This is a genomic window from Pseudomonas sp. RA_15y_Pfl1_P11 (assembly GCF_963970975.1).
Classification (GTDB): Bacteria; Pseudomonadota; Gammaproteobacteria; order Pseudomonadales; family Pseudomonadaceae; genus Aquipseudomonas; species Aquipseudomonas tritici.
In genome coordinates this window covers 17,188-38,447 of the sequence record NZ_CAXAOY010000004.1, presented here as the reverse complement: position 1 = coordinate 38,447, position 21,260 = coordinate 17,188, and the positions used below count along the sequence as shown (strand labels likewise).

Genomic DNA, 21,260 nt, shown 5'->3' with positions numbered 1-21,260 from the left:
CGATGCATCCCAATGATGATGACCGCACCCAGTTCATGCCGCGCCCCGGTGGCCGCGCGCCGGAACCTGTGCGTGCTGAACCCTCGCCGCTGGCGATGCCGGCCGCGCCGATGCTCACTGGCAAGAGCCAGGGCCTCAACCCGCTGGAAAGTGCCGCCGGCCCGTTGCTCGCCTTGCTGACGCGCCTGCGCAACACCATCGCCCACCCGGCGCCGGCCAGCCTGCGCGCGCAGTTGCTGGCCTATCTGCGCCAGTTCGAAGAGCGCGCAGAAGCGGCCGGCATCGCCCGCAATGAAGTGCTGTTGGCGCGTTACGCGTTGTGCACCGCCCTTGATGAAGCGGTGTTGAGCACGCCTTGGGGCAGCACCAGTGATTGGGGCAAGCAAAGCCTGTTGATCACCGTGCATAACGAAGCCTGGGGCGGGGAAAAAGTCTTCCAGTTGCTTGATCACTGCCTGCAAAGCCCGCGGGAACGCCTGTATCTGCTGGAGCTGTTATACCTGTGCATGTGCCTGGGTTTCGAAGGCCGCTACCGCGTGATGAACGACGGTCGCAGCCATTTGGAAACCCTGCGCGAACGCACGGCCGCCGCTGTCCGCAGCGCGCGCGGCGAACATGAGCGCGAGCTGTCGCCGCACTGGCGCGGCGTGACCGTGGCGCGGGATCGCCTGGCGCAATTCATGCCGCCGTGGATCGCCGTGGCCATCGGCGTCGCGTTGTTGCTGGCGTTGCTGTTTGGCCTGCGCCTCAAGCTCGCTTCGGATGCCGAGCCGGTGTTCAAGAATATCCATGCACTGGGCGAAATTCCGGTGCAGGCCATCGACCGTCCGGTGGCACAGCCGAAGGTGATCGAACGCCCGCGCCTGGCTGGCTTCCTGGTGGAGGACATCAAGGCCGGCCGCGTTGCCGTTGAAGATGCCGTCGACCGTTCTGTGGTGACCATCCGTGGTGATGAACTGTTTGCATCCGCCAGCTCGAGCATCGTGGATGACTACCAGCCGCTGATGCTGCGCATCGCCGACGCCATCCGCAAGGTCAAGGGCCAGGTGCGCGTCACCGGGCACAGCGACAACCGCCCGATTGCCACGCTGCGCTTTCCGTCCAACTGGGCGTTGTCCGAGGCACGGGCCAAGTCAGTGCTGGAGATCCTCGCGGCCAAGACCGGCCAGTCGGATCGCTTCAGCGCCGAAGGCCGAAGCGACACCGAGCCGGTAGCCACCAACGCTACAGCCGAAGGCCGCGCCCGTAATCGTCGGGTTGAAATAACCGTATTGGCGGAGGGCGTCGAGTGAAGGCGTTTTTCAGTTTCATGATTCGCTGGGTGATCCCCGTGCTGGGCCTGATCGCCCTGAGTTTGATCATCTGGTTTGTCGGGCCGTTGCTCGACGTGCTGGTGCCGGAAGGGCGCCGTTGGGCGCTGATCATCCTGGTGTTTGCGGTGTGGATCGCCTACCGCATGTTCCGCATCATCCAGGCCCGCCGCCAGGCCGCCGAAGTGATGCGCAGCCTGGCCGCCGAAACCCCGGCCGACCCCAACAGCGTCGCCACGGCCGAAGAACTCACCACCTTGCGCCAGCGCATGGACGAAGCGCTGACGCTGCTGAAAAAGGCCAAGCTCGGTGGCGATGAGCGTCGCAATCTTTACGAGCTGCCGTGGTACGTGATCATCGGCCCACCGGGGTCGGGCAAGACCACCGCGCTGGTCAATTCCGGGCTGCATTTCCCATTGGCCGCGCAGTTGGGCGCCGGTGCCGTGCGTGGTGTGGGCGGTACGCGTAACTGCGACTGGTGGTTTACCGACCAGGCCGTGTTGCTCGACACCGCTGGGCGCTACACCACCCAGGACAGCAACTCCACGGTGGATAAAGCTGCGTGGCTGGGCTTCCTCGACCTGCTGAAAAAGCAGCGCTCGCGTCGGCCTATCGATGGCGCTTTTATCGCCATCAGCCTGTCGGACTTGCTACTGGGCACCGATGCGGAACGTGCCGCCCACGCTGCGGCCATCCGCCTGCGTATCCAGGAGCTGTACACCCAACTGGGCGTACGTTTCCCGATCTACCTGATGCTCACCAAGCTCGACCTGGTGCCGGGCTTCATGGAGTTCTTCGACAACCTGAGCAAGGAAGACCGCGCCCAGGTGTGGGGCATGACCTTTGCACTGGACGATGGCAAGAACAGTGACAGCCCGCTGGCGCACCTGCAGAGCGAATTCGCCGGCCTGGAACAGCGCCTCAACGAACGCCTGGTCGAACGCCTGCAGCAGGAACGTGACCCGGCGCGGCGCGACCTGATCTACGGTTTCCCGCAGCAGTTCGGCGCGTTGAAGGATTGCCTGCAGAGCTTCCTCGAAGGCGTGTTCAAGCCCAATGCCTTTGAGGAGCGTGTGTTGCTGCGCGGTGTGTATTTCACCAGTGGTACCCAGGAAGGCAGCCCGATTGATCGCTTGATCGGCGCGATGGCCCAGAGCATGAACCTGGACCGTCAGCACCTGGCACGCCAGAGCGGCACCGGGCGCAGTTACTTCATCGAAAAACTCTTCACCGCCGTTGCGTTTGCCGAGCGTGGCCTGGTGGGGGTGAACCCCAAGGTCGAGCGGCGGCGCAAGTGGATTGCCCGTGGTGTCCTCGCCGCCACGGTTGCGTTGGTAGTGGTGGTCAGCAGCCTGTGGTGGGTGAGTTATCGCGCCAACCAGGCTTATATCGCCCAGGTTGACCAAAAGGTCGCGCCGCTGGGCCAGACCGTCCAGAACCTGAGCCCGGCGCAGCGCGAAGTGCTCGCCGTGCTGCCGTTGCTCAACGCCGTGAAGAACCTGGCAGGCGACTCGCCAAGCTGGTCCGAAGGGCTGGGGCTGTATCAGGGCGATATGCTCGAAGCCGAATCCGCCAGCGTCTATCGCAAGCTGTTGATCGCCGTGTTTGCACCACGCTTGGTGACGCGTATTGAAGAACAACTGCACGGTGGCGGTAGTTCCGACTTCCTCTACGAAGGCCTCAAGGCCTATTTGATGCTCGCCGACACAGAGCATTACGACCCGGACTTCATCAAAGCCTGGATCGCTCTTGACTGGGACCGCAACCTGCCGCGCGACCTGCCGGCCGATCAGCGCCAGGCCTTGGCCGGGCACCTGCAGGCGTTGTTCGAGCGCCATCCGCCGAGTGCGCGCCTTGACCCACGCTTGATTGATGACCTGCGCCGCCAGTTGCAACAACTGCCGGTGGCCCAGCGCGTCTACGACAGGGTCAAGCGCCAGAAACTGCCCGAAGGCATTCCGGATTTTCGTATCAACGAAGCCGCCGGCCGTGACGCGGCGCTGGTGTTCAGCCGTAAAAGCGGCAAGCCGTTGGGCGAACCGCTGAGTGGGTTCTTTACCGCCAAAGGCTATCGCCAGGCGTTCCTGCTGAGCAGCCTGAACCAGACCGGCACCCTCGCCGAAGAGCAATGGGTGCTGGGCCATGAGCAGGCCGACCAGCAGAACGTAGTGAGCCTCGCCGCTGACGTGCGTCGCCTGTATTTCCAGGACTACCAGCGCCAGTGGGATGCCTTGCTGGCGGACATCGACTTTGTGCCGATCACCAGCGTGGCCCAGGCGGCCGACGTATTGCGGGTGATATCCGGCCCGACCTCGCCGCTGAAAAAACTGCTGGTGGCGGTCGCCAAGGAAACCGACCTGCAAGCCGAAGAACGCCAGTTGGCCGCCAAAGGCGTGCCAGTGGAAGGCGGTGTCGACAAGCTCAAGGAGCGCCTGGGTAGCCTGCTCGGCCAGGAACAACCGACCACCCATGCGCCCGCCGCTACGGATGATCCAGTGACCGCGCACTTTGCCGAACTCAACAGCATCGTCAGCAAGAGTGAAGGCGAACCGGCGGCCATCGACGGCCTGCTCACGGACATGAACGCGCTGTATGTGCAGGTCAGCGCCATGGTCGGCGCCAGCGGCGATGCCTTGCTGGGCGAGGCGAAGAACCAGGCGGCGGCGGCGGCCACGCGGGTCAGCCTGAATGCCGAGCGCCAGCCGCCGCTGGTGCAGGGCATGGTCAAGTCGGTGGTCAATTCCACCACCAACAGCATGATGGGCGGGGTGCGTAACCAGCTGAACGCGGCGTGGGTCAGCGAAGTGGTCAACGTGTATCGCCAGTCCCTGGCTGGGCGTTATCCGATGTCGCCGGGCAGCGCCCGCGATGCCACCTTGGACGACTTCGGCCAATTTTTCGGCGTGGGCGGGGTGATGGATAACTACTTCCGCAAATACTTGCAGCCTTACGTCGACACCTCCACGCAAACCTGGCGCTGGCAGCCGGGCGCGGCGCAGAAACTCGGGATTGCACCGGGCGTGCTGCAAACCTTCCAACGTGCGGCGACCATTCGTGATGCGTTCTTCAGATCGGGGGGCACGCAGCCCGTCGTGCGTTTCGAACTCAAGCCCGTGTCGATGGACCCGACCATCACCCAGTTCCTGCTCGACCTCGACGGCCAGCAATTGAGCTACGACCACGGCCCAAGCCGCCCGGTTGCGATGCAATGGCCGAACCCCGGTAGCATTGGTGTGGTGCGTATTTCCATCATGCCGCCGTCGGCCAGTGGCCGCTCCGGTGTGACCCTCGACGGGCCATGGGCGTGGTTCCGTTTGCTGCAGCAATCGGACCTCACCGCCGGTAATTCGCCCGACCGTTTCAACCTGCGCCTGCGGGTCGACGGCGCGAGCATCGCCTATGAGTTGCGCGCCAACAGCGCCTTCAACCCGTTCAAGAGCCGCGTGCTCAGCGGCTTCAGCCTGCCGGAGCGGCTATGACGACGCTGGGTTTCTACGGCAAGTTGGCCAGCCGCGGCGACTTTGTCAGCCGCGCCTTGCCCCAGAGTTTTATCGGCCCGTGGGACAGCTGGCTGGCGGCAGGCTTGCTCGCCAGCCAGAGCAGCCTCGGCGGTGATTGGCTCAATGTGTACCTGGTCAGCCCGTTGTGGCGTTTTGTATTGGCGCCGGGCGTATGCGGGCCGGATGCGGCGGCGGGTGTGGTGATGCCGAGCATTGACCGGGTCGGGCGGTATTTCCCGCTGGCAGTGGTGGCGCTGCTTGATCACGACACCAATCCAGCGTCCCTCGTGGGCGGGCCGGACACTTGGTTCGAGCAGGCCGAAGAGCTGTTGCTCAGTACCCTGGATGCCGGCGCCACCTTTGAGCGTTTCAATGACGGTCTCGACACCCTGGGCTTGCCGGCGACTGAGCCGCGCGCAGTGGACAGCCGCTTCGCCGGCCTGCAGCGCGTGAGCGCTACCGTGCCCCATGGGCGCATGACCGCACTCGCCGAACAGGCCTGTGAAGGCGCGAGTTTGTGGTGGGGCCGTGGTTCGCAACGGATTTCCCCTGGTTTATTGCGGTGTCAGGGCCTGCCTGCCGCTGGCGATTTTGCGCAGTTTTTGCTCGGACAAGAAGGTGTGGTGTAGATGGGCGCGACGTACAAATCCGCGAGCAAAAGCCATGTGGGCATGGTCCGCCAGGTCAACGAAGACGCCTGCCTGGACCTGCTGGAAAACCGCCTTTGGGTAGTTGCCGACGGCATGGGCGGGCATGCGGCGGGGGATTATGTCAGCAGCCTGATCATCGACAGCCTGCGCGGTGTGGCGCTGGGCCGTTCCCTTGAAGAATATTGCGCGGCCTTGCGCAATGACCTGATCCGCATCAACGCGGCCGTGCGCGAAGAAACCGCCAACCGGGGCGTGACCATGATGGGCAGCACTGTGGTGTTGCTGGCGGCGCGAGGCTTGCGCGGCGTGTGCCTGTGGGCCGGTGACAGCCGCTTGTATCGCCTGCGTGACGGCGTGCTTGAAGGCATTTCCCGCGACCACAGCTACGTGCAGGACCTGCAAGACAGCGGCTTGCTCAGCGAAGCCGATGCGCGCACGCATCCGCGCGCCAACATCGTCACCCGCGCGGTGGGCGTGGAAGCCCAGCTGGAGCTGGCAGCGGTTGACCTGCTGATTGCCCCCGGCGACAGCTACCTGCTGTGCAGCGATGGGCTGAACAAGACCGTCGAAGACCATGAAATCCGCGAAGTCCTCAGCCATGACACGCCGGATGAAATCGTGCGCAGCCTGGTGCACCTCGGGCTTAGCCGGGGCGCGCCGGACAACATCACCGCCATCGTCGTGAAGGTATCGTCATGAACATCGTCATCCCGGGTTATGACATCGAAGGCGAGATCGGCGAAGGCGCCATGGCCAGCGTGTACCTGGCGACCCAGCGTTCGCTGGAGCGCAAGGTGGCGTTGAAGGTGATGGCGGCGGCGCTGGCCGCCGACCCGAGCTTTTGCGAGCGTTTCCTGCGCGAGGGCAAGACCCTGGCGCGCTTGTCGCACCCGCACACGGTGACCATCCATGACATCGGCAATGTCGGTGAGCTGTATTACATGGCGATGGAATACCTGCCCAATGGCACGCTCAAGGAGCGCATTGCCGCAGGCCTGACGCCGGAGCAGGGCGTGACGCTGATCCGCCAGATCGCTTCGGCGCTGGGCTATGCCCACGCTCAAGGCCTGGTGCACCGCGATGTGAAGCCGGCGAACATTCTGTTTCGCGCCGATGGCACGGCAGTGCTGTCCGACTTCGGTATCGCCAAGTCTTTGGATGACCGCACTCAATTTACCCAGGCCGGTTTTGCCGTGGGCACGCCGAGCTATATGAGCCCGGAACAGGCGCGGGGCCAGGAGATCGACGGCCGCGCCGACCTGTATGCGCTGGGCGTGGTGCTGTATGAAATCCTCGTCGGCAAGTTGCCTTACAGCGGCCCCGACGCGCTCTCTACGGCACTGGCACACCTGACCGAGCCGTTGCCGGAGTTGCCGGTGCACCATGGCCGTTATCAGGGTGTGCTGCGCAAGCTGTTGGCCAAGGACCCGGCGGAACGCTTCCCGGATGCGGACGCGCTGTTGCAGGCGCTGGACGAACTGCCGGCGGATTCACCGGAAGCCACGCTGGTGCGGCCGCTGCCGATCCCGCTGAGCTTTGATCTGGGGGGTATGACCCCGGTCACCATCGATATTCCGACCGATAAACCACAGCCGCAACCCGTGGTACGCCAACCTGTGGTGACCCCGACGCAACACAAGGCCGTGTCCGAGCAACACCGTGGGCCGGTGTTGGCCCTGGCCGCTGTTGCGGTAGCGGTTGCATTGGCCATTGGTGGCGCCAGTTATTGGTGGTTGAGCGGCAGCGATGAGCCGGCCAAACCGCCTGCTGCGGTGGTGCCCAAGGTGACGCAACCGCCACCTCCAGTCGCTGAAGTGGATGGCGGTCAGCGCCCGCTGTTGATGGCGGGTAAGAAGACCCTGTTCCAGCGCGTGCTCAGCAAGCCCGGTGCGAAGCTTTCGGCGCACGCAGGCAGCGCGCCAGGAAAGGCGCTGCCGGCGTTCTCCGTACTCTACGTTTACCAGCGCAAAGACATCGACGGCAGCCCGTGGGTACGCGTCGGCGCGGCCACCGATGGGCGCAGCGATGGATGGTTGCCGGCCGCGCAGGTCAGCGACTGGAAGCAGAGCCTGGTGCTGAAATTTACCGAGCGCTCGGGCCGGGCACCGGTGATGTTCCTGCGTCAATCCAGTGAAGTCGAAAAGCTCTTGGCTGACCCGGCCGCCGCCAAAGGCGTGCTGGCCAAGGCGCAGAAAAACAGCGAAGACAATAGCCAAATCCTTGCGCTGGAACCGACTGCCAGCGCCGTGCCGCAGAACCAGTTCTACCTGTTGCCGATCTTCGACTCCAAAGAGAGCTTTGACGAAAACGGCCAGCTGGTGCAGTTGCTCAATGTGGCCTCCATCGACCCAGGCACCAGCGCGGTTAAACCGGCCACGCCTGTGATCAAGGCGAATGCCGACGCCTTCCGCACGGCCGTTGTATTGGTGGTCGACACCACCGTGTCGATGCAGCCCTACATCGACCAGATCCGCGATGTGGTGCACGAACTGCAAACCCGCATCGGCGAGCGCGGCGAGTTGGACAGTGTCAGTTTTGGCATGGTGGGTTTTCGCAGCAGCGTCAAGAAAACCCCTGGCCTGGAATACGTCGCCAAGACGCTGATCAGCCTCGACCAGGGGCGCGATCCGCAACGCTTCCTCGACATGGCGCGCCAGGTCAAGGCTTCCACCGTGTCCAGCCATTCCTTCAACGAAGACGCGTTCGCCGGGGTGATGCAGGCGGTGGACGGCATGGATTGGTCCGGTTACGGCGGGCGCATTATCCTGCTGGTCACCGATGCTGGTGCGCTGCGCAAGAACGACCCGTTTGCCGCCACCCAGATGAACGAGGCGGAAGTGCGCCAGGCCGCGCTGGGCAAGCAGATCAAGATCTACGCCCTGCACCTGCGCACCGACGCCGGCAAGAAAACCCACGCCGGCGCCGAAAGCCAGTACCGCATCCTCACCGCCGACGCCAACCCGCAGATTGGCGACCTTTACACGCCGGTGCCGGGTGGCGACGTGCGCAAGTTGGGCGAGCGCGTCGACGAGATCGGTACGGTGTTCGCCAACCTGGTGCATCAGGTGCGCAGCAACACGCCGCAGCCGGTGCCGTTGCTGAGTTCTGCGCCAACCCTGGCAGACAAATCCGCAGCGGTCGGCTATGCCATGCACATGGACTTTCTCGGTCGTAAGACCGCAAGCCAGGCGCCGCAACTGGTCAGCGCATGGACCGCCGACCGCGACCTTACCAACCCGGCGCTGCCGGCGTTCCAGGTGTGCGTGATGCTGACTAAATTACAGCTCAACGACCTGCAGCAGTCGCTGAAACTGATCGTGGATGCGGCGCGCAAGACCCAGACCTCACCCAAGGATTTCTTCCAGGAAATCGCCAGCGCCTCGGCTTACATGAGCCGCGACCCGCAAGCCTTGCGCAAGGGCGGCAACCTGGCCGACGGCGGCGTCCTCGGCGAATACCTCGAAGGCCTGCCGTACCGCAGCAAGTCGCTGAGCATGACCCAGGACCTGTGGTTGTCGTTGAGCGTGGCCGAGCAGGAAGACTTTATCGACGAGCTGGATTCGAAAATCCGCCTCTACGAGACCTTCCACAATGACCTGGCCAACTGGGTCCGTTTCGGTGATGCCGAACCGGGTGATGCGTTGTACCGCGTGCCGTTGTCGACGCTACCGTGATGCTTAACCTGAGCGCGGTGCACAAGAGCCGGGGCGTCGGTAGCCAGCGCTATAGCCTGGTGATTCCGGCGCTGGCGCTGCGTGCGGGCGAGCAATTGGCGATTGTCGGGCCCAGTGGCTGTGGCAAAAGCACTTTGCTGGACCTGTTGGCGCTGGTGTTGGCGCCGGATCAGGCCGGGCAGTTTGAATTCAATCAGCACGATATCCGTGGGCTGTGGCGCAGCGATCAGCAATCCACGCTGGCCGCACTGCGTAGTCAGCATTTGGGCTATGTGCTGCAAACCGGCGGCCTGCTGGGCTTTCTCGATGTGCGCGGCAATATCGCCTTGTCGCGGCAACTGCTGGGGTTGAAGGATGACGGCAGCGTGGTGCGTCTGGCCGAGCAGCTGGAAATCGGCGACCAGTTGGCCAAGAAACCGGCGGCGCTCTCCGTGGGCCAACGCCAGCGCGTCAGCTGTGCCCGTGCGCTGGCGCATGCACCGCAACTGGTGTTGGCGGACGAGCCGACGGCGTCCCTCGACCCCTTGAATGCCGAGCGCGTGATGCAGGCGTTGCTGGCCCAGGCTCGCGAACATCGCTCAGCGTGTGTGATTGCCACCCATGACGAACCCTTGGCGCGCGCCAGTGGCTTGCAGGTGCGGCGTATCAGTTGCCGTCGCGAGACCGACGGCGGCGTCACCGCCACCCTTGGGGAGGCGTGCTGATGCGCATCGGCCTGGTGGCGTCGCTGGCCTGGCAGGATTACCGCAACGATGCGTGGCTGTCGGCCTGTTCGGTGCTGGCGCTGGTGGCGGTGATCGCGCCGTTGCTGGTGTTATTCGGCCTGAAATTTGGACTGGTTAGCAGTTTGACCGAACGTTTGCAGACCGACCCCGCCACCCGCGAAATTATTCCGTTGGGCGGTGGTCGATTCAGCAGTGCATTTATCGAGCAACTCAGTCAGCGCAGTGACGTGGCGTTTGCCGTGCCGCGTACGCGGCAGATTGCAGCGACGGCGCAAGTGGGCGAGCTGAGCCTGGAAATGCTGCCGACCGCGGCGGGTGATCCGTTGTTGGGCGGTCTGCCGTTGCCAAAGGGCCTGGATCAGATCGTGCTGAGCCACACCGCGGCTGAGAAGCTCGCTGCGCGGCCTGGCGATTGGCTGGAGACCCGCTTTGCACGGCAAGTGGCGGGACGCGTAGAAGCCCAGCGCACGCGCTTGCAGGTGTTGGCGGTATTGCCGCTGGAAGCCTTTGCCCGTGACGGTTTGTTTGTTGAATTGAGTTTGCTGGAAGCCGTTGAAGATTACCGCGATGGTCGTGCAGTGCCGAGGTTGGGTTGGGCCGGTGATGAGGTGGGTGTGAGCGCACAGCGCGTGTATCCCGCGTTTCGCCTGTATGCCCGCAACCTCACCGATGTGGAGCCGCTGCGGGTGTATTTCGCGAGGCAGAATGTGTTGGTGTCGACCCAGGCACAGACCATTGCGCAAGTGCAGTCGTTAAGCCGCAACCTGTCGATCATATTCTGGGTGATCTGCGGGCTGGCGTTGGCGGGCGCGTTTGCGGCGATCTTTGCCGCAGCGTTGGCCGCCGTGGCGCGCAAGCGTCGAGAGTTATCAGTGTTGCGCCTGTTGGGGTTCTCCACGGGCGGGCTGTTGGTGTTTGTGGTGGTGCAGGCGCTGTACAGCGCAGGTTTTGCTGCTGCGCTCAGTGCCGGGTTGTATGGCCTGGCCGAGGCCGCTTTGAATCAACTATTCGTGCAGGTGCCGGGCGAATACGCCAGCCACCTGCTGGCGCGTCATTACGGCCTGGCCCTGGCTGCTGTGCTCGGCGTAAGCGCCGTGGCGGCGGTTTGTGGCGGTTGGCGAGTGGCGCGTATCCAGGCTTCTGAAGGAATCAGAGATGTATAAGTTACTGGGCGCCGCCGTGGCGCTGAGCCTGGCCTCGATGGCCTGGGCTGATGAAGCGAGTGACAAACTCGACAACCCCAAGCCGTTGCCGGATGACGTGAGCCTGCCGCTACCGTGTGAAGGCAACATGGTGTTCCGCTACGCCTATGTGCTGGCTCAAGGCACCCTGGACGATCGCGAAATCAGCCTCGGCTACCCCTTTGCCGAAGGCGAGGCGGGCTATAAGCAATCGTTTATTTCCGGTTACCGCCGCGACTTCATCAACGGCCAGTTCACCCTCAAGGATTTGCCCAAAGGGTGGAACAAAGTCATCGCGCCGTTGATGCCGAAGACTGACGCCAAGACCCCGCTCAAGCCCATGCTGTACTTCATCGGCAAGTACGAAGTGACTGCACGCCAATACGCCCAAGTGATGGCCCAGGCGCAGTCACTGGCCAGTGGCGAACCGGCGCCTGCGTGCGATGCGCCCACCGGCATGGCCGGGCGTTTGCCCAAGGTGAAGCTGTCGCGCTTTGAAGCCGAGCGCTTCTCGGCGGTGTACAGCGCCTGGCTGATGAAATACCACCGCGAGTTACTGCCGGTCAGTGGGCGCGGTTCGTCAGCGGAGGATGGCGGGCTGGGCTTTGTGCGCCTGCCCACCGAAGTGGAATGGGAATACGCCGCGCGCGGTGGCCAAGCCGTGAGCCGTCAGGACCTTGAAGGGCGCCTGTTTCCGCGCCGTGTCGAAGGCAGCGAAAGCGACGGCCCGCTCGGCAATTACGCCGTGTTCAACCAGGTCGCCGGCGGCACTGGCCAGGCCGCACGCCTGATGCCCATCGGCACCAAATTGCCTAACCCGATTGGCCTGTTCGACGTGATCGGCAATGCGGCGGAAATGGTCCAGGAATCCTTCCAGCTGGTGCATGCCGGGCGCCGTCAGGGCACCTACGGCGGCTTTGTGGTCAAGGGCGGCAACTATTTGGAAGGCGAGGGCACGTTGTTCACCGGCATGCGCCGCGAGTACCCGTTGTTTGCGGCCGACGGCACCGAGCAAAGCAACGAGACCACCGGTTTCCGCGTGGCGATTGGCGCCTTGGCGGCGCCGCGTTCGCGCTACAAGGAACTGTTCGCGCAGTGGCAAAAGGAGGGTCGCCTGGCTTCGTTGACTGACGCCATCGACGACGCCCAGGAGCCGACCAAACGCCTGGACAGTATCATCGCTGCCAGCGTCGATCCCAAGCTGCAAGCCGAGCTTGGGCTGGTCAACGAAGAGCTTAAGCGCAACGTCTCGCTGATCGCCCAGCAACGCGAAGAAGCGGCGGGCAACCTGATTCAGTCCGCCGCGTTGGTGGCCGAAACCATCAGCAACTACAACATTCGCTTGGCCAATCTGCAGAAGAGTCGCCAGCAGGCTACCGACAACAAAGACGAGGCCAGCGCGCAGCTGTTTGACATAGCGATTGCCAACGGCCGCAGCGCGCTGGATGGCGCAGTGGCGATCTACATCGACAACCTGGCCACCGGCACGCGCTATACCGATGCGGTGATCCAGGCGCAGTTTCAACGGATCAAGGAAGAGTTGGATCGCAAGCCTGTGCTCGGCAAGAGCCTGGTGACGCGCGCAACACTGTTCGTTCGTCATGTTGGCAACTACCGCAAGCAACAGCGGGCCGACCCGGCAACGATCTTGAAGGAACTGCTCGCAGCGAGCGGTCAGCGATGATCGCTGGCTGTATGGCGAGCTTGGAAGGGACTCAGGCGGCGGTGGGCCGTGCTGGGCAATTCAAACTTAAAAGAGAACACATCTATGTTTTTTTCCCGTAAGGCGGTTTCCAAACGTCACTTGCTGCTGATCGCGGCCGGCTTCAGCACAGTGCTGACCGGTTGTGCCACGTCGCCGGCCTCCAAGGTCGCGTCGAGCACCAAGGTCGAGTACTACCCGAACTGCTACGAGCCGGTGCAACACCTGCGCGCGACTGATTCGGACATGACCAAGTCGGTCGTCACTGGCGCGGCCATCGGCGCGGCCGGCGGTGCACTGCTGGGGGCTTTCACTGGCGACAAGGAAAAGCGCGGCCGCAACGCCGCGATTGGCGCTGCGGGCGGCGCCTTGGCTGGCGGCGCGGCGGGTTACTACACCGAGCGTCAGAAGCAGATCAGCGATGACAATCAACGCATTGCTTCCTACTCCACCGACTTCAACAAAAGCGCGTCCGACATCGACCGCAGCACTGCCTATGCCAAAGCCTCGCAGCAGTGCTACCAGGGCGCATTCACCAAGCTGGTGGCCGACCGCAAGGCCAAGACCGTCAACGAGACTGAAGGCCGCAAGCGCCTGGCGGAAATCGTTTCGGGCCTGAAGGAGTCCAATGACCTGATCGTCGCGGTCAACGGCAAAGCCAGCGAAGACCTGAACAATTACACCCAGGCCTACGAGAAAGACCTGCAGCAAGTAGGCGTGCAGCGTAATGACGTAGTCACCGTGGCCCAAGCCGACGTGGCGCCGCTGGTCGTTCCGGCCAAGAAAGGCAAGAGTTCGCCAAAAGTCGCGAAGAAGAAGAAATTGCCGGTCGTGCCTAAAGAAGCGGTCACCACCGAGAAGAGCATCCAGGCCGTTCAGGCCAAGCAAGCTGAAAGCAAGCAGGTCGCCAGCGCTGGCAAGGCTCAGATGGAAGGCGCCTGCCGCGATCCAAACCTGGCCGACTGGGCCCCGGTACCCTGCCCAAACGTTTAAGTAACATGCTGCTATAAGCGTCAAACGCCAGCCGATCTTCCGCTAATGCGCAAGATCGGTGGCGTTCTCTTAGCAAATCGTTAAACTGCTGCGGCCACTCAATAATTACACCGAGGCCGTGTGCATGAAATTTCGTCTTCTGCTGTGGGTGCTGGGCCTGATGATGGGCAAAGCCAGCCGCACCAATCCTGCCTTCCAGCAGCAGCTGGGTGATAAAGACCTGGCTTTCCAGCTGCAGACCCTCGACGGCAAGGTTGCCCGTCACTTCATCGTCAAAGACCAGCGCATCACCAGCCGCTCAGGTGTTCACCCTGCGCCGGCGTTTGCCATTGCCTTTAAAGATGCCGCCTACGGCTTCGCCACGATGCAGGCGAAGAACAAGCAACTGGCGTTCATGACGGGGATTCAAGACAAGTCGATCCAGATCAAGGGTAACCCGGCGCTGGTGATCTGGTTCCAGGGGTTGACCAAGTATTTGGGGCGTAAGCGCAGCTCCAAGCGATGAGCCATAAGCTGCAAGCTTGAAGCTGACTACTTGTTGAAGCTTGCAGCTGCTGTTAAGCCTGACTGAATTGCGACGCCAACTCACGCAACAACACCTCGGCATCCAGCACTTTGCCGACCACCTCTTCAGCCTTGTCCCGCGTCAGCCCCAAGCGCTCAAGCAGCGCATCCGGAATCGTCTCATCCGGCCCGGAACCAATCCCTCGGCTGCGCAACAAGCGCACGGCCAAACACACCAGGTTCGGATACTCAGCGTATTGCCCGTCATAAGTCGGGTCGTGCTGGAAGCGCAGCGCGGTGGATAACTCATCCGGCATGTCCCAGTAGCGCATCAGCCAGGCACCGATCTGCTCGCGGCTGATGCCCAGCAGGTGTTGCTCTACATAGCTGTGGCACAGGTGCGGGTTGACCTCCAAGTGACGGCAGATCAGCGAGAAGTGCGGCGGGAACACGTGGGCCAGCAGCAGGTAACCGAAGTTGTGCAGCAGGCCGGCGAGGTAGGTCAGGCCGGCTTCCGGGCGCTGGGCGCGCGGCATGGCGCGGGTCAGACCCTCGATTACGGCGGCGGTGTAGATCGACTGATGCCAGTACGGCGTGGCTTGGTGCGGGTTGTCCTTGGGCAGGCTCAAGGTCTTGCCCAGAGCCAGGCCCAGCGCCAGGCTGATCACCAGGTCAAAGCCGAGCACGCGCACGATGGCGTCCTCAACGGAGCGGATCTTGCCCGGCGACGCGTAGTAGGGCGACGCGGCCCAGCTCACGACTTGCGCGGCCAGGGCCGGGTCGGTCTCCACTACGCCGGTGATGTCATCGATGGTGGCGTTGGGGTCGACACGCAGCTTGATAATCTTCTGCGCAGTGTCGGCCAGCGGTGGAATCTCGATGGTCGCTTCCAGGCGCTGCTGGATGCGGCGCGCGGTGAACGCCTGCATGGCCTGGGTGATTTCCTCACGGTCATCATTCGGGCGGTCAAGGTTGGGGCGGATGTTGCTCAGCGGCTCGCCGAAGTGGCCGGCGCTGGCCTTGGTGAGCATGGTCTTGAAGGCGTCGCTGGAGATCTCCAGCAACAGCCCAGCTTCGCCCGAATGCACCAGCAGGCTCGGCTCGTTGAGCAGGCTGCCTTCGTATAGGCACGGCGAACTGGTGAGTGCCGGCAGGCCCGGCAGCAGGCTCAAGCTGTGCTTGCCCAGCATGCGCGCGACGCGATCCGGCGATACGGCCGTAAGTCGGCGACCCGTGAGTTCGGTGAGGCGGTTGAGGTCGAGCAGTTGGTTCTGCGGGAACAGCACCATCAGAGCGCCCACCGCGTCTTCCAGCAATACGGCCTGGACTTTTTGCGCAGGGTTCAGGCCCGGTAGATCGCTGACTTCCGTGTAGGGGATGGCGAGTTTTGCGAGCAGAGCCCGAATGACCGGCGGGGCGGCCAGTGGGGCTGTGGCGAGGGCAACTTCTGACATGGCCTGATCCAATTTCTTACATTCAACGAAGTATAACCAGCTTGATACATATGTTGGTCGACTAACTGTGGTTTGTGACGCGGTTGGCTATGGGGGGCTGTTGTTCCTGCAGGCGCCATCGCCGGCAAGCCAGCGCCTACACGGTCTTCAGACCTGGCCGTATTGCTGCCCATGGCGTAACCAGCGATCCAGCAACGGGCTGACATGTTCCGGCCAGCGCTCCATCAACGCTTGCGCCGCATCGCGCACGGCGGGAAGCAAATCGGCGTCGCGCATCAGGTCGGCGACCTTGAATTGCAGCAGGCCGGTTTGGCGGGTGCCGAGCATTTCGCCGGGGCCGCGCAGTTCGAGATCCTTTTCGGCGATGATAAAACCGTCGTTGGTTTCGCGCATGATGCCCAGGCGCTGGCGCCCGATCTGTGACAGCGGCGGATGGTACAGCAGCACGCAATGGCTGGCTGCGCTGCCCCGGCCGACACGACCGCGTAACTGGTGCAGTTGCGCCAAGCCCAGGCGCTCGGGGTTTTCGATGATCATCAGGCTGGCATTGGGCACGTCCACCCCCACCTCGATTACGGTAGTGGCCACCAGCAGTTGCAGGTTGCCGGCCTTGAATTCGGCCATCACCGCGGCCTTTTCCGCAGGCTTCATGCGGCCGTGGATCAGCCCGACCTTTAGCTCACCCAGGGCGCTGGTGAGGTCTTCAAAGGTGGTCTCGGCGGCCTGGCAGGTCAGCTCTTCGGACTCTTCGATCAGCGTGCACACCCAGTAGGCCTGGCGGCCTTCGGCACAGGCACCGCGTACGCGCTCGATCACTTCGACACGGCGGGTGTCGGTGACCAGCACCGTGTTGACCGGGGTACGGCCGGGCGGCAATTCGTCGAGGATCGAAGTGTCGAGGTCGGCGTAGGCGCTCATGGCCAGGGTGCGCGGGATCGGCGTCGCGGTCATGATCAGCTGGTGCGGGTTCATCCGGCCACCCACGCCTTTCTGGCGCAGGGCCAGGCGCTGTTGCACGCCGAAGCGGTGCTGTTCGTCAATGATCACCAGGGCGAGGTTCTTGAACTTCACTTCCTCCTGGAACAGTGCGTGGGTGCCCACCACCATCGGTGCGCCACCGGCGATTTGCTCCAGCGCGGCCGCACGCACCTTGCCCTTGAGCTTGCCTGCCAGCCACGCGACTTCCAGGCCCAGCGGTTCGAGCCAGCGCTTGAAGGTGATGAAGTGCTGCTCGGCGAGAATCTCGGTGGGTGCCATCAGCGCCACCTGGTAACCGGCTTCCAGTGCTTGCAAGGCAGCGAGGGCGGCGACCACGGTCTTGCCCGCGCCCACGTCGCCCTGGATCAGCCGCAGCATTGGCTCTTTCTGGCTGAGGTCGTAGGCGATTTCATTGCCCACGCGCTGCTGGGCAGCGGTCGGCGCGAAGCCGAGGTTGGCCAGGTATTGGGCCGGCAAACGCGTTGCCTTGGGCATCGCCGGCGCGCGCAGGGAACGCATGCTCTCGCGCAGGCGTTGCTGGGACAGTTGGTGGGTCAGCAGTTCTTCAAAGGCCAAGCGGTGCTGGGCCCAGTGATGACCCAGCGCCAGTTCATCGACATCGGCGTCGGCGGGCGGGTGATGCAGGTAGCGAATCGCATCGTCCAGCGGCGCCAGTTGATAGTCGCGGGCCAGCTCCAGGGGCAGCCAGTCGGGCAGGCTCTTCGGGCCAAGCATCGCCAGGGTCTGCATGCACAGTTGGCGCAGGCGCTGCTGGGTCAAGCCCTCGGTGAGCGGGTAGATCGGGGTGAGTGTAGTGTCGACCGGCGGCGGTTCGTCGCCCGTGATGGCGCGGTATTCCGGGTGGTAGATCTCCAGGCCCGACGCGCCGGGCCGCGCTTCGCCATAGCAACGCACGCGGGTGCCGCGTTTGAGGCCTTCCTTCTGCGCATTGCTGAAATGGTAGAAGCGCAGGCTCAGGCCACCGGTACCGTCCTGCAGGCGCACGACCAGGCTACGGCGCTTGCCCATCACCACGTCGGCGCCGCTGACGGTGCCTTCGACCACCGCATCCTGCCCAGGGCGCAGATGGCCGATGGGCACCACGCGGGTGCGATCCTGGTAGCGCAGGGGCAGGTGAAACAGCACGTCCTGGAGGTTCTCCAGGCCGACCTTGGCCAGCTTCTCGGCCATGGCCTCGCCGACACCCTTGAGTGCCGTCACCGACACCTGCGACAGCTCCGTCATATCGTTGCTCAGCTCGCGGCAGGCGGCTTGGCCACCGAACACAGGCGGATCGAGTCGGCGAGGATCTCAATCGCTTTGGGCCGTGGGAAGCTGGCGCGCCAGGCGATCGCCACGGTGCGGAACGGCACCGGCGGCGTCAGTGGGCGCACTGCGATGACGCCGGGGGCGTAGTGATGGCTGTCCACCGCCGACAGCGGCAGGATTGAAATACCCAGGCCGGAAGCGACCATGTGGCGAATGGTTTCCAGGGAACTGGATTCCACGGTGGTGTGCTTGGCACCGTCGTTGCCCTTGGTCAGGGTTGGGCAGGCTTCCAGCACCTGGTCGCGGAAGCAGTGGCCTTCGCCGAGCAGCAGCAGGCTCTTGTCGTTGAGCAGGCCGGCATCGATGGTGTCTTTTTGTGTCCACGGATGGGAGGCGGGCATCAACACGTAGAACGGCTCGTCGTAGAGCGGCAGGGTCAGTACGTCTGCTTCGTTGAACGGTAAGGCGATGATGATCGCGTCCAACTCGCCGTTGCGCAGTTTGTCGCGCAATACGTGGGTGAAGTTTTCTTCGATATACAGCGGCATCTGCGGCGCAACGCGATGCAGTTGCGGGATCAGGTGCGGAAACAAGTACGGGCCGACGGTGTAGATGGCGCCGACTTTCAGCGGTGCGGTCAGCTGGTTTTTGCCGGCCTGGGCCAGTTCGCGAATGCTTTGCGCCTGCTCCAGCACCTTTTGGGCCTGGGCCACGATGCCTTCGCCCACCGGTGTGAGGCGCACGGCGCTCTTGCTGCGCTCGAAAATCAGCACACCGAGTTCGTCTTCAAGCTTTTTCACGCCCACCGACAGCGTCGGCTGGCTGACGTGGCAACGCTCGGCCGCGTGGCCGAAGTGCTGCTCTTGGGCGAGGGTAACGATGTAGCGTAATTCTGTAAGAGTCATAGCGGGCGTCCATGAGGTTGCGGGCCAAGCATACCGGCTGCAATCGATAGACGCACGTTATCAGAACTTTGGTTGGGATTGAGCGGGGAGTGCGGAGGATTTAGCTGGAAAACGGATTTTTTGAGGCAGTGAAATCAAATGTGGGAGCGGGCTTGCCAGCGATGCAAGCACCTCGGTCTATCAGTTGCACCGAGGTGATGCTATCGCAGGCAAGCCCGTTCCCACACAAGCTGACTCCTGCAACCTTCAGCGGCGACGCTTCTCAATGTTGTACACGAACGGTGCAACGATCTCGATGCTGCCGCCTTTCAACATATAGGCTGGTGGCTTGGGCAGCGGCTGGGCACGACGGATCATGTCCAGGGTCGCGCGGTCCAGGTCGGCATTGCCGGAGCGGCCCACCAACTCATAGGACAGCACGTTGCCTTCGGCATCCACCACAAACTTCAGGCGGTTCAGGCCTTCTTTGCCACGAGCCTGGGCACCTGGTGGGTACTTCTTGTACTTCTGCAAGTGCGCCAACAGTGCGCCTTCCCAAGACGCTTTGGCGGCGACCTGTTGCGGCGAAGGGCCAGGCACGGGCTGGGCCGATCTTTCCGCTGGCGTGTTAGTCGGTGGAGCGTCGCTCGGCGGTTCCTCGGAGGGTTTCTCCTTGGGTGGCTCGATCTTTTTCTCCACAGGCTTGGGCGGCTGCGGTTTTGGCTTGGGCTTGACCGGCTTGGGCGCCTGGATCGTCGGCTTGGGTGCCTCGGCCATTTTCGGCAGGGGCAGCTCTTCGACCGGTGCAGGCGGTTGCGGCGGCGTGACCACCTTGGGCGGTGCCGGCGGCGGTGGGGCTGGCATCGGTGCCAGGTCGATGACCATGGCGGCCGGTGGCAACTGCACCGTACGCGGCGCTGACCAATGCAGCGCGATAGCGATCGCGACGGCATGCACGCCCAGTACGACGGCGAGGCTGGTGCCATAACGCGTCAGTTTGTGGCGCGTTGTGATCATTTCTTGGCTGCCGTCTCAAGTCCAACCAGGCCTACCTTGAGGTAGCCGGCTGCCCGCAGGGCATCCATCACGCTCATCAGGTCGCCGTAGTCCACGCCTTTGTCAGCCTGGAAGAAGATCGTCGTGTCTTTCTTGCCTTGGGTTTTGGCGTCGAGCACCGGCCCCAGGGCTTCAGTCTTGACTTCTTCTTCACCCAGGAACAAGCGTTGGTCCGCCTTGACGCTGAGGAAGATGGGTTTTTCCGGTCGCGGCGCCGGCTTGGCGCTGGACGCGGGCAGGTCAACCTTGATATCCACGGTCGCCAACGGTGCGGCCACCATGAAGATGATCAGCAGCACCAGCATCACGTCGATAAACGGCGTGACGTTGATTTCGTGGTTCTCGACGAGTTCGTCGTCGCCTTGATTCAAATGCAGGCCCATGGCCGATTACCCCACTTTCACCATGTGCGGTTGCGAGCTGCGCTCGGTAGGCAGGTGATCGAGGTCGCGGCTGACCAGCAGCAGGACTTCTGCCGACGCGTCCGATACCTGGGCCTTGTAGCCGGCAATCGAACGGGCGAAGACGTTGTAGATCACTACCGCAGGAATCGCGGCAACCAGGCCCAGTGCAGTGGCCAGAAGGGCTTCGGCGATGCCGGGGGCAACGACGGCAAGGTTGGTGGTTTGGGTTTTGGCGATGCCGATGAAGCTGTTCATGATGCCCCACACGGTACCGAACAGGCCGACGAAGGGTGCGGTCGAGCCGATGGTTGCCAGCACGCCGGTGCCGCTGCTCATGTTTCGACCGCAGGCCGCCACTAGGCGCTCCAGGCGGAAGGCCACGCGTTCCTTGATGCCTTCTTTTTCGCGGGCGTTGGCCGACAGGCGCATTTCTTCCAGCGCGTCGTGCACCAGGGTGTTGGCCAGAGTGCCTTTCTTGGTCGCGCTTTCGCTCGCTTCCTTAAGGGTGGTGGCCTTTTTCAGGTGGACGATTTCGCTGCGCAGGCGACGCTTGGCACCCAGCAGTTCGAGGCCTTTGGCGATCCAGATGGTCCAGGTGATGATCGAGGCAATGGCCAGTCCGATCATGACGGCTTTCACCACGACGTCGGCGTTCTGATACATGCCCCACGGCGACAGGTCGTGGGCCATGCCCAAGGTGTTGTCTTCTTCCAGAGCTACCCCGGTGTCGTCGGCGGAGGCTGGGTCAGCAGCCTGGGCCGGGTCGGTAGCGGCTGGCGCGGCGGCCGGAGCTGCCGGTGCGGCAGCAGCAGGCGGGGTAGCTGGCGCGGTGGCATCAGCCAAGGCGGCGGTCGGTGCCAGCAGAACGCTGAACAGCAGCGCAGCAATCGCGCGCCAGGCGCGGGACGGGCTGTGAAGCTTGGTTGGCGAAGCGGGGGTTGTATTACGTGTCATGCTGGCCGGACCTGAGTAAAAA

Annotated in this window: 16 protein-coding genes; 10 read left to right on the top strand and 6 right to left on the bottom strand. The window is 63.3% G+C overall.

Annotation, left to right across the window (positions count from 1 at the left end; all coding sequences use genetic code 11):
• Nucleotides 1-2 precede the first annotated feature (2 nt).
• The 10 genes from AACY44_RS06010 (at nt 3) to AACY44_RS05965 (ending at nt 14,240) form a co-directional block, all read left to right on the top strand.
• A complete protein-coding gene (locus tag AACY44_RS06010) occupies nt 3-1,292 on the top strand; it encodes a DotU family type VI secretion system protein (RefSeq protein WP_339529928.1) in 1,290 nt (429 codons plus the stop codon).
• Complete coding sequence (tssM, locus tag AACY44_RS06005) at nt 1,289-4,789, top strand: type VI secretion system membrane subunit TssM (protein WP_339529926.1); 3,501 nt, start codon at nt 1,289-1,291, stop codon at nt 4,787-4,789. Before AACY44_RS06010 ends, tssM begins: the two co-directional genes overlap by 4 nt.
• Nucleotides 4,786-5,439 (top strand): type VI secretion system-associated protein TagF, encoded by a 654-nt coding sequence (gene tagF / locus AACY44_RS06000; RefSeq protein ID WP_339415073.1) that lies wholly within the window; start codon nt 4,786-4,788, stop codon nt 5,437-5,439. Before tssM ends, tagF begins: the two co-directional genes overlap by 4 nt.
• Complete coding sequence (locus AACY44_RS05995; protein WP_339415074.1) at nt 5,440-6,159, top strand: PP2C family protein-serine/threonine phosphatase; 720 nt, start codon at nt 5,440-5,442, stop codon at nt 6,157-6,159.
• On the top strand, nt 6,156-9,134 hold the full coding sequence (locus AACY44_RS05990; protein ID WP_339529924.1) for a serine/threonine-protein kinase: 2,979 nt from the start codon (nt 6,156-6,158) through the stop codon (nt 9,132-9,134). The genes AACY44_RS05995 and AACY44_RS05990 overlap by 4 nt, the downstream gene beginning before the upstream one ends.
• On the top strand, nt 9,134-9,838 hold the full coding sequence (locus tag AACY44_RS05985) for an ABC transporter ATP-binding protein (protein WP_339428315.1): 705 nt from the start codon (nt 9,134-9,136) through the stop codon (nt 9,836-9,838). The genes AACY44_RS05990 and AACY44_RS05985 overlap by 1 nt, the downstream gene beginning before the upstream one ends.
• Entirely contained in the window at nt 9,838-11,022 is a 1,185-nt protein-coding gene (locus AACY44_RS05980; protein WP_339415076.1) for an ABC transporter permease, read from the top strand. The genes AACY44_RS05985 and AACY44_RS05980 overlap by 1 nt, the downstream gene beginning before the upstream one ends.
• Nucleotides 11,015-12,724, top strand: coding sequence for a formylglycine-generating enzyme family protein (locus tag AACY44_RS05975; RefSeq protein WP_339415077.1), 1,710 nt, complete (start codon nt 11,015-11,017; stop codon nt 12,722-12,724). The genes AACY44_RS05980 and AACY44_RS05975 overlap by 8 nt, the downstream gene beginning before the upstream one ends.
• Before the next feature lie 84 nt (nt 12,725-12,808).
• Entirely contained in the window at nt 12,809-13,735 is a 927-nt protein-coding gene (gene tagQ / locus AACY44_RS05970; RefSeq protein WP_339436647.1) for a type VI secretion system-associated lipoprotein TagQ, read from the top strand.
• Between the two features lie 124 nt (nt 13,736-13,859).
• Nucleotides 13,860-14,240 carry a helicase gene (locus AACY44_RS05965; RefSeq protein WP_065948786.1) on the top strand — a complete coding sequence of 127 codons (381 nt, stop codon included), beginning with the start codon at nt 13,860-13,862 and terminating at the stop codon, nt 14,238-14,240.
• 52 nt (nt 14,241-14,292) lie between these two features.
• On the opposite strand, the gene AACY44_RS05960 is transcribed toward AACY44_RS05965, so the two are convergent.
• From AACY44_RS05960 to exbB, 6 genes are all read right to left on the bottom strand, one after another.
• Nucleotides 14,293-15,693 carry an aminoacyl-tRNA deacylase and HDOD domain-containing protein gene (locus tag AACY44_RS05960; RefSeq protein WP_339436648.1) on the bottom strand — a complete coding sequence of 467 codons (1,401 nt, stop codon included), beginning with the start codon at nt 15,691-15,693 and terminating at the stop codon, nt 14,293-14,295.
• A 147-nt stretch (nt 15,694-15,840) separates the two neighbouring features.
• Nucleotides 15,841-17,916: an ATP-dependent DNA helicase RecG gene (gene recG / locus AACY44_RS05955; protein WP_339428294.1), complete on the bottom strand. Its 2,076-nt coding sequence runs from the start codon at nt 17,914-17,916 to the stop codon at nt 15,841-15,843.
• A gap of 8 nt (nt 17,917-17,924) precedes the next feature.
• Entirely contained in the window at nt 17,925-18,845 is a 921-nt protein-coding gene (locus AACY44_RS05950) for a hydrogen peroxide-inducible genes activator (RefSeq protein ID WP_003213305.1), read from the bottom strand.
• Nucleotides 18,846-19,091: 246 nt separating this feature from the next.
• Entirely contained in the window at nt 19,092-19,841 is a 750-nt protein-coding gene (locus AACY44_RS05945) for an energy transducer TonB (protein WP_339529922.1), read from the bottom strand.
• On the bottom strand, nt 19,838-20,263 hold the full coding sequence (gene exbD, locus AACY44_RS05940; protein WP_339415082.1) for a TonB system transport protein ExbD: 426 nt from the start codon (nt 20,261-20,263) through the stop codon (nt 19,838-19,840). Before exbD ends, AACY44_RS05945 begins: the two co-directional genes overlap by 4 nt.
• Nucleotides 20,264-20,269: 6 nt before the next feature.
• The gene (gene exbB / locus AACY44_RS05935) at nt 20,270-21,238 is read right to left on the bottom strand and encodes a tonB-system energizer ExbB (protein WP_339415083.1); all 969 of its coding nucleotides are present in this window, start codon (nt 21,236-21,238) and stop codon (nt 20,270-20,272) included.
• Between the last annotated feature and the right edge of the window lie 22 nt (nt 21,239-21,260).

What these genes read in the sequence shown, in the direction of transcription:
- AACY44_RS06010 (WP_339529928.1), top strand. Translation starts at nt 3, where the DNA reads ATGCATCCCAATGATGATGACCGCACCCAGTTCATGCCGCGCCCCGGT.
- tagF (WP_339415073.1), top strand. Translation starts at nt 4,786, where the DNA reads ATGACGACGCTGGGTTTCTACGGCAAGTTGGCCAGCCGCGGCGACTTT.
- AACY44_RS05995 (WP_339415074.1), top strand. Translation starts at nt 5,440, where the DNA reads ATGGGCGCGACGTACAAATCCGCGAGCAAAAGCCATGTGGGCATGGTC.
- AACY44_RS05990 (WP_339529924.1), top strand. Translation starts at nt 6,156, where the DNA reads ATGAACATCGTCATCCCGGGTTATGACATCGAAGGCGAGATCGGCGAA.
- AACY44_RS05985 (WP_339428315.1), top strand. Translation starts at nt 9,134, where the DNA reads ATGCTTAACCTGAGCGCGGTGCACAAGAGCCGGGGCGTCGGTAGCCAG.
- AACY44_RS05980 (WP_339415076.1), top strand. Translation starts at nt 9,838, where the DNA reads ATGCGCATCGGCCTGGTGGCGTCGCTGGCCTGGCAGGATTACCGCAAC.
- AACY44_RS05975 (WP_339415077.1), top strand. Translation starts at nt 11,015, where the DNA reads ATGTATAAGTTACTGGGCGCCGCCGTGGCGCTGAGCCTGGCCTCGATG.
- tagQ (WP_339436647.1), top strand. Translation starts at nt 12,809, where the DNA reads ATGTTTTTTTCCCGTAAGGCGGTTTCCAAACGTCACTTGCTGCTGATC.
- AACY44_RS05965 (WP_065948786.1), top strand. Translation starts at nt 13,860, where the DNA reads ATGAAATTTCGTCTTCTGCTGTGGGTGCTGGGCCTGATGATGGGCAAA.
- AACY44_RS05960 (WP_339436648.1), bottom strand. Translation starts at nt 15,693, where the DNA reads ATGTCAGAAGTTGCCCTCGCCACAGCCCCACTGGCCGCCCCGCCGGTC.
- recG (WP_339428294.1), bottom strand. Translation starts at nt 17,916, where the DNA reads ATGACGGAGCTGTCGCAGGTGTCGGTGACGGCACTCAAGGGTGTCGGC.
- AACY44_RS05950 (WP_003213305.1), bottom strand. Translation starts at nt 18,845, where the DNA reads ATGACTCTTACAGAATTACGCTACATCGTTACCCTCGCCCAAGAGCAG.
- AACY44_RS05945 (WP_339529922.1), bottom strand. Translation starts at nt 19,841, where the DNA reads ATGATCACAACGCGCCACAAACTGACGCGTTATGGCACCAGCCTCGCC.
- exbD (WP_339415082.1), bottom strand. Translation starts at nt 20,263, where the DNA reads ATGGGCCTGCATTTGAATCAAGGCGACGACGAACTCGTCGAGAACCAC.
- exbB (WP_339415083.1), bottom strand. Translation starts at nt 21,238, where the DNA reads ATGACACGTAATACAACCCCCGCTTCGCCAACCAAGCTTCACAGCCCG.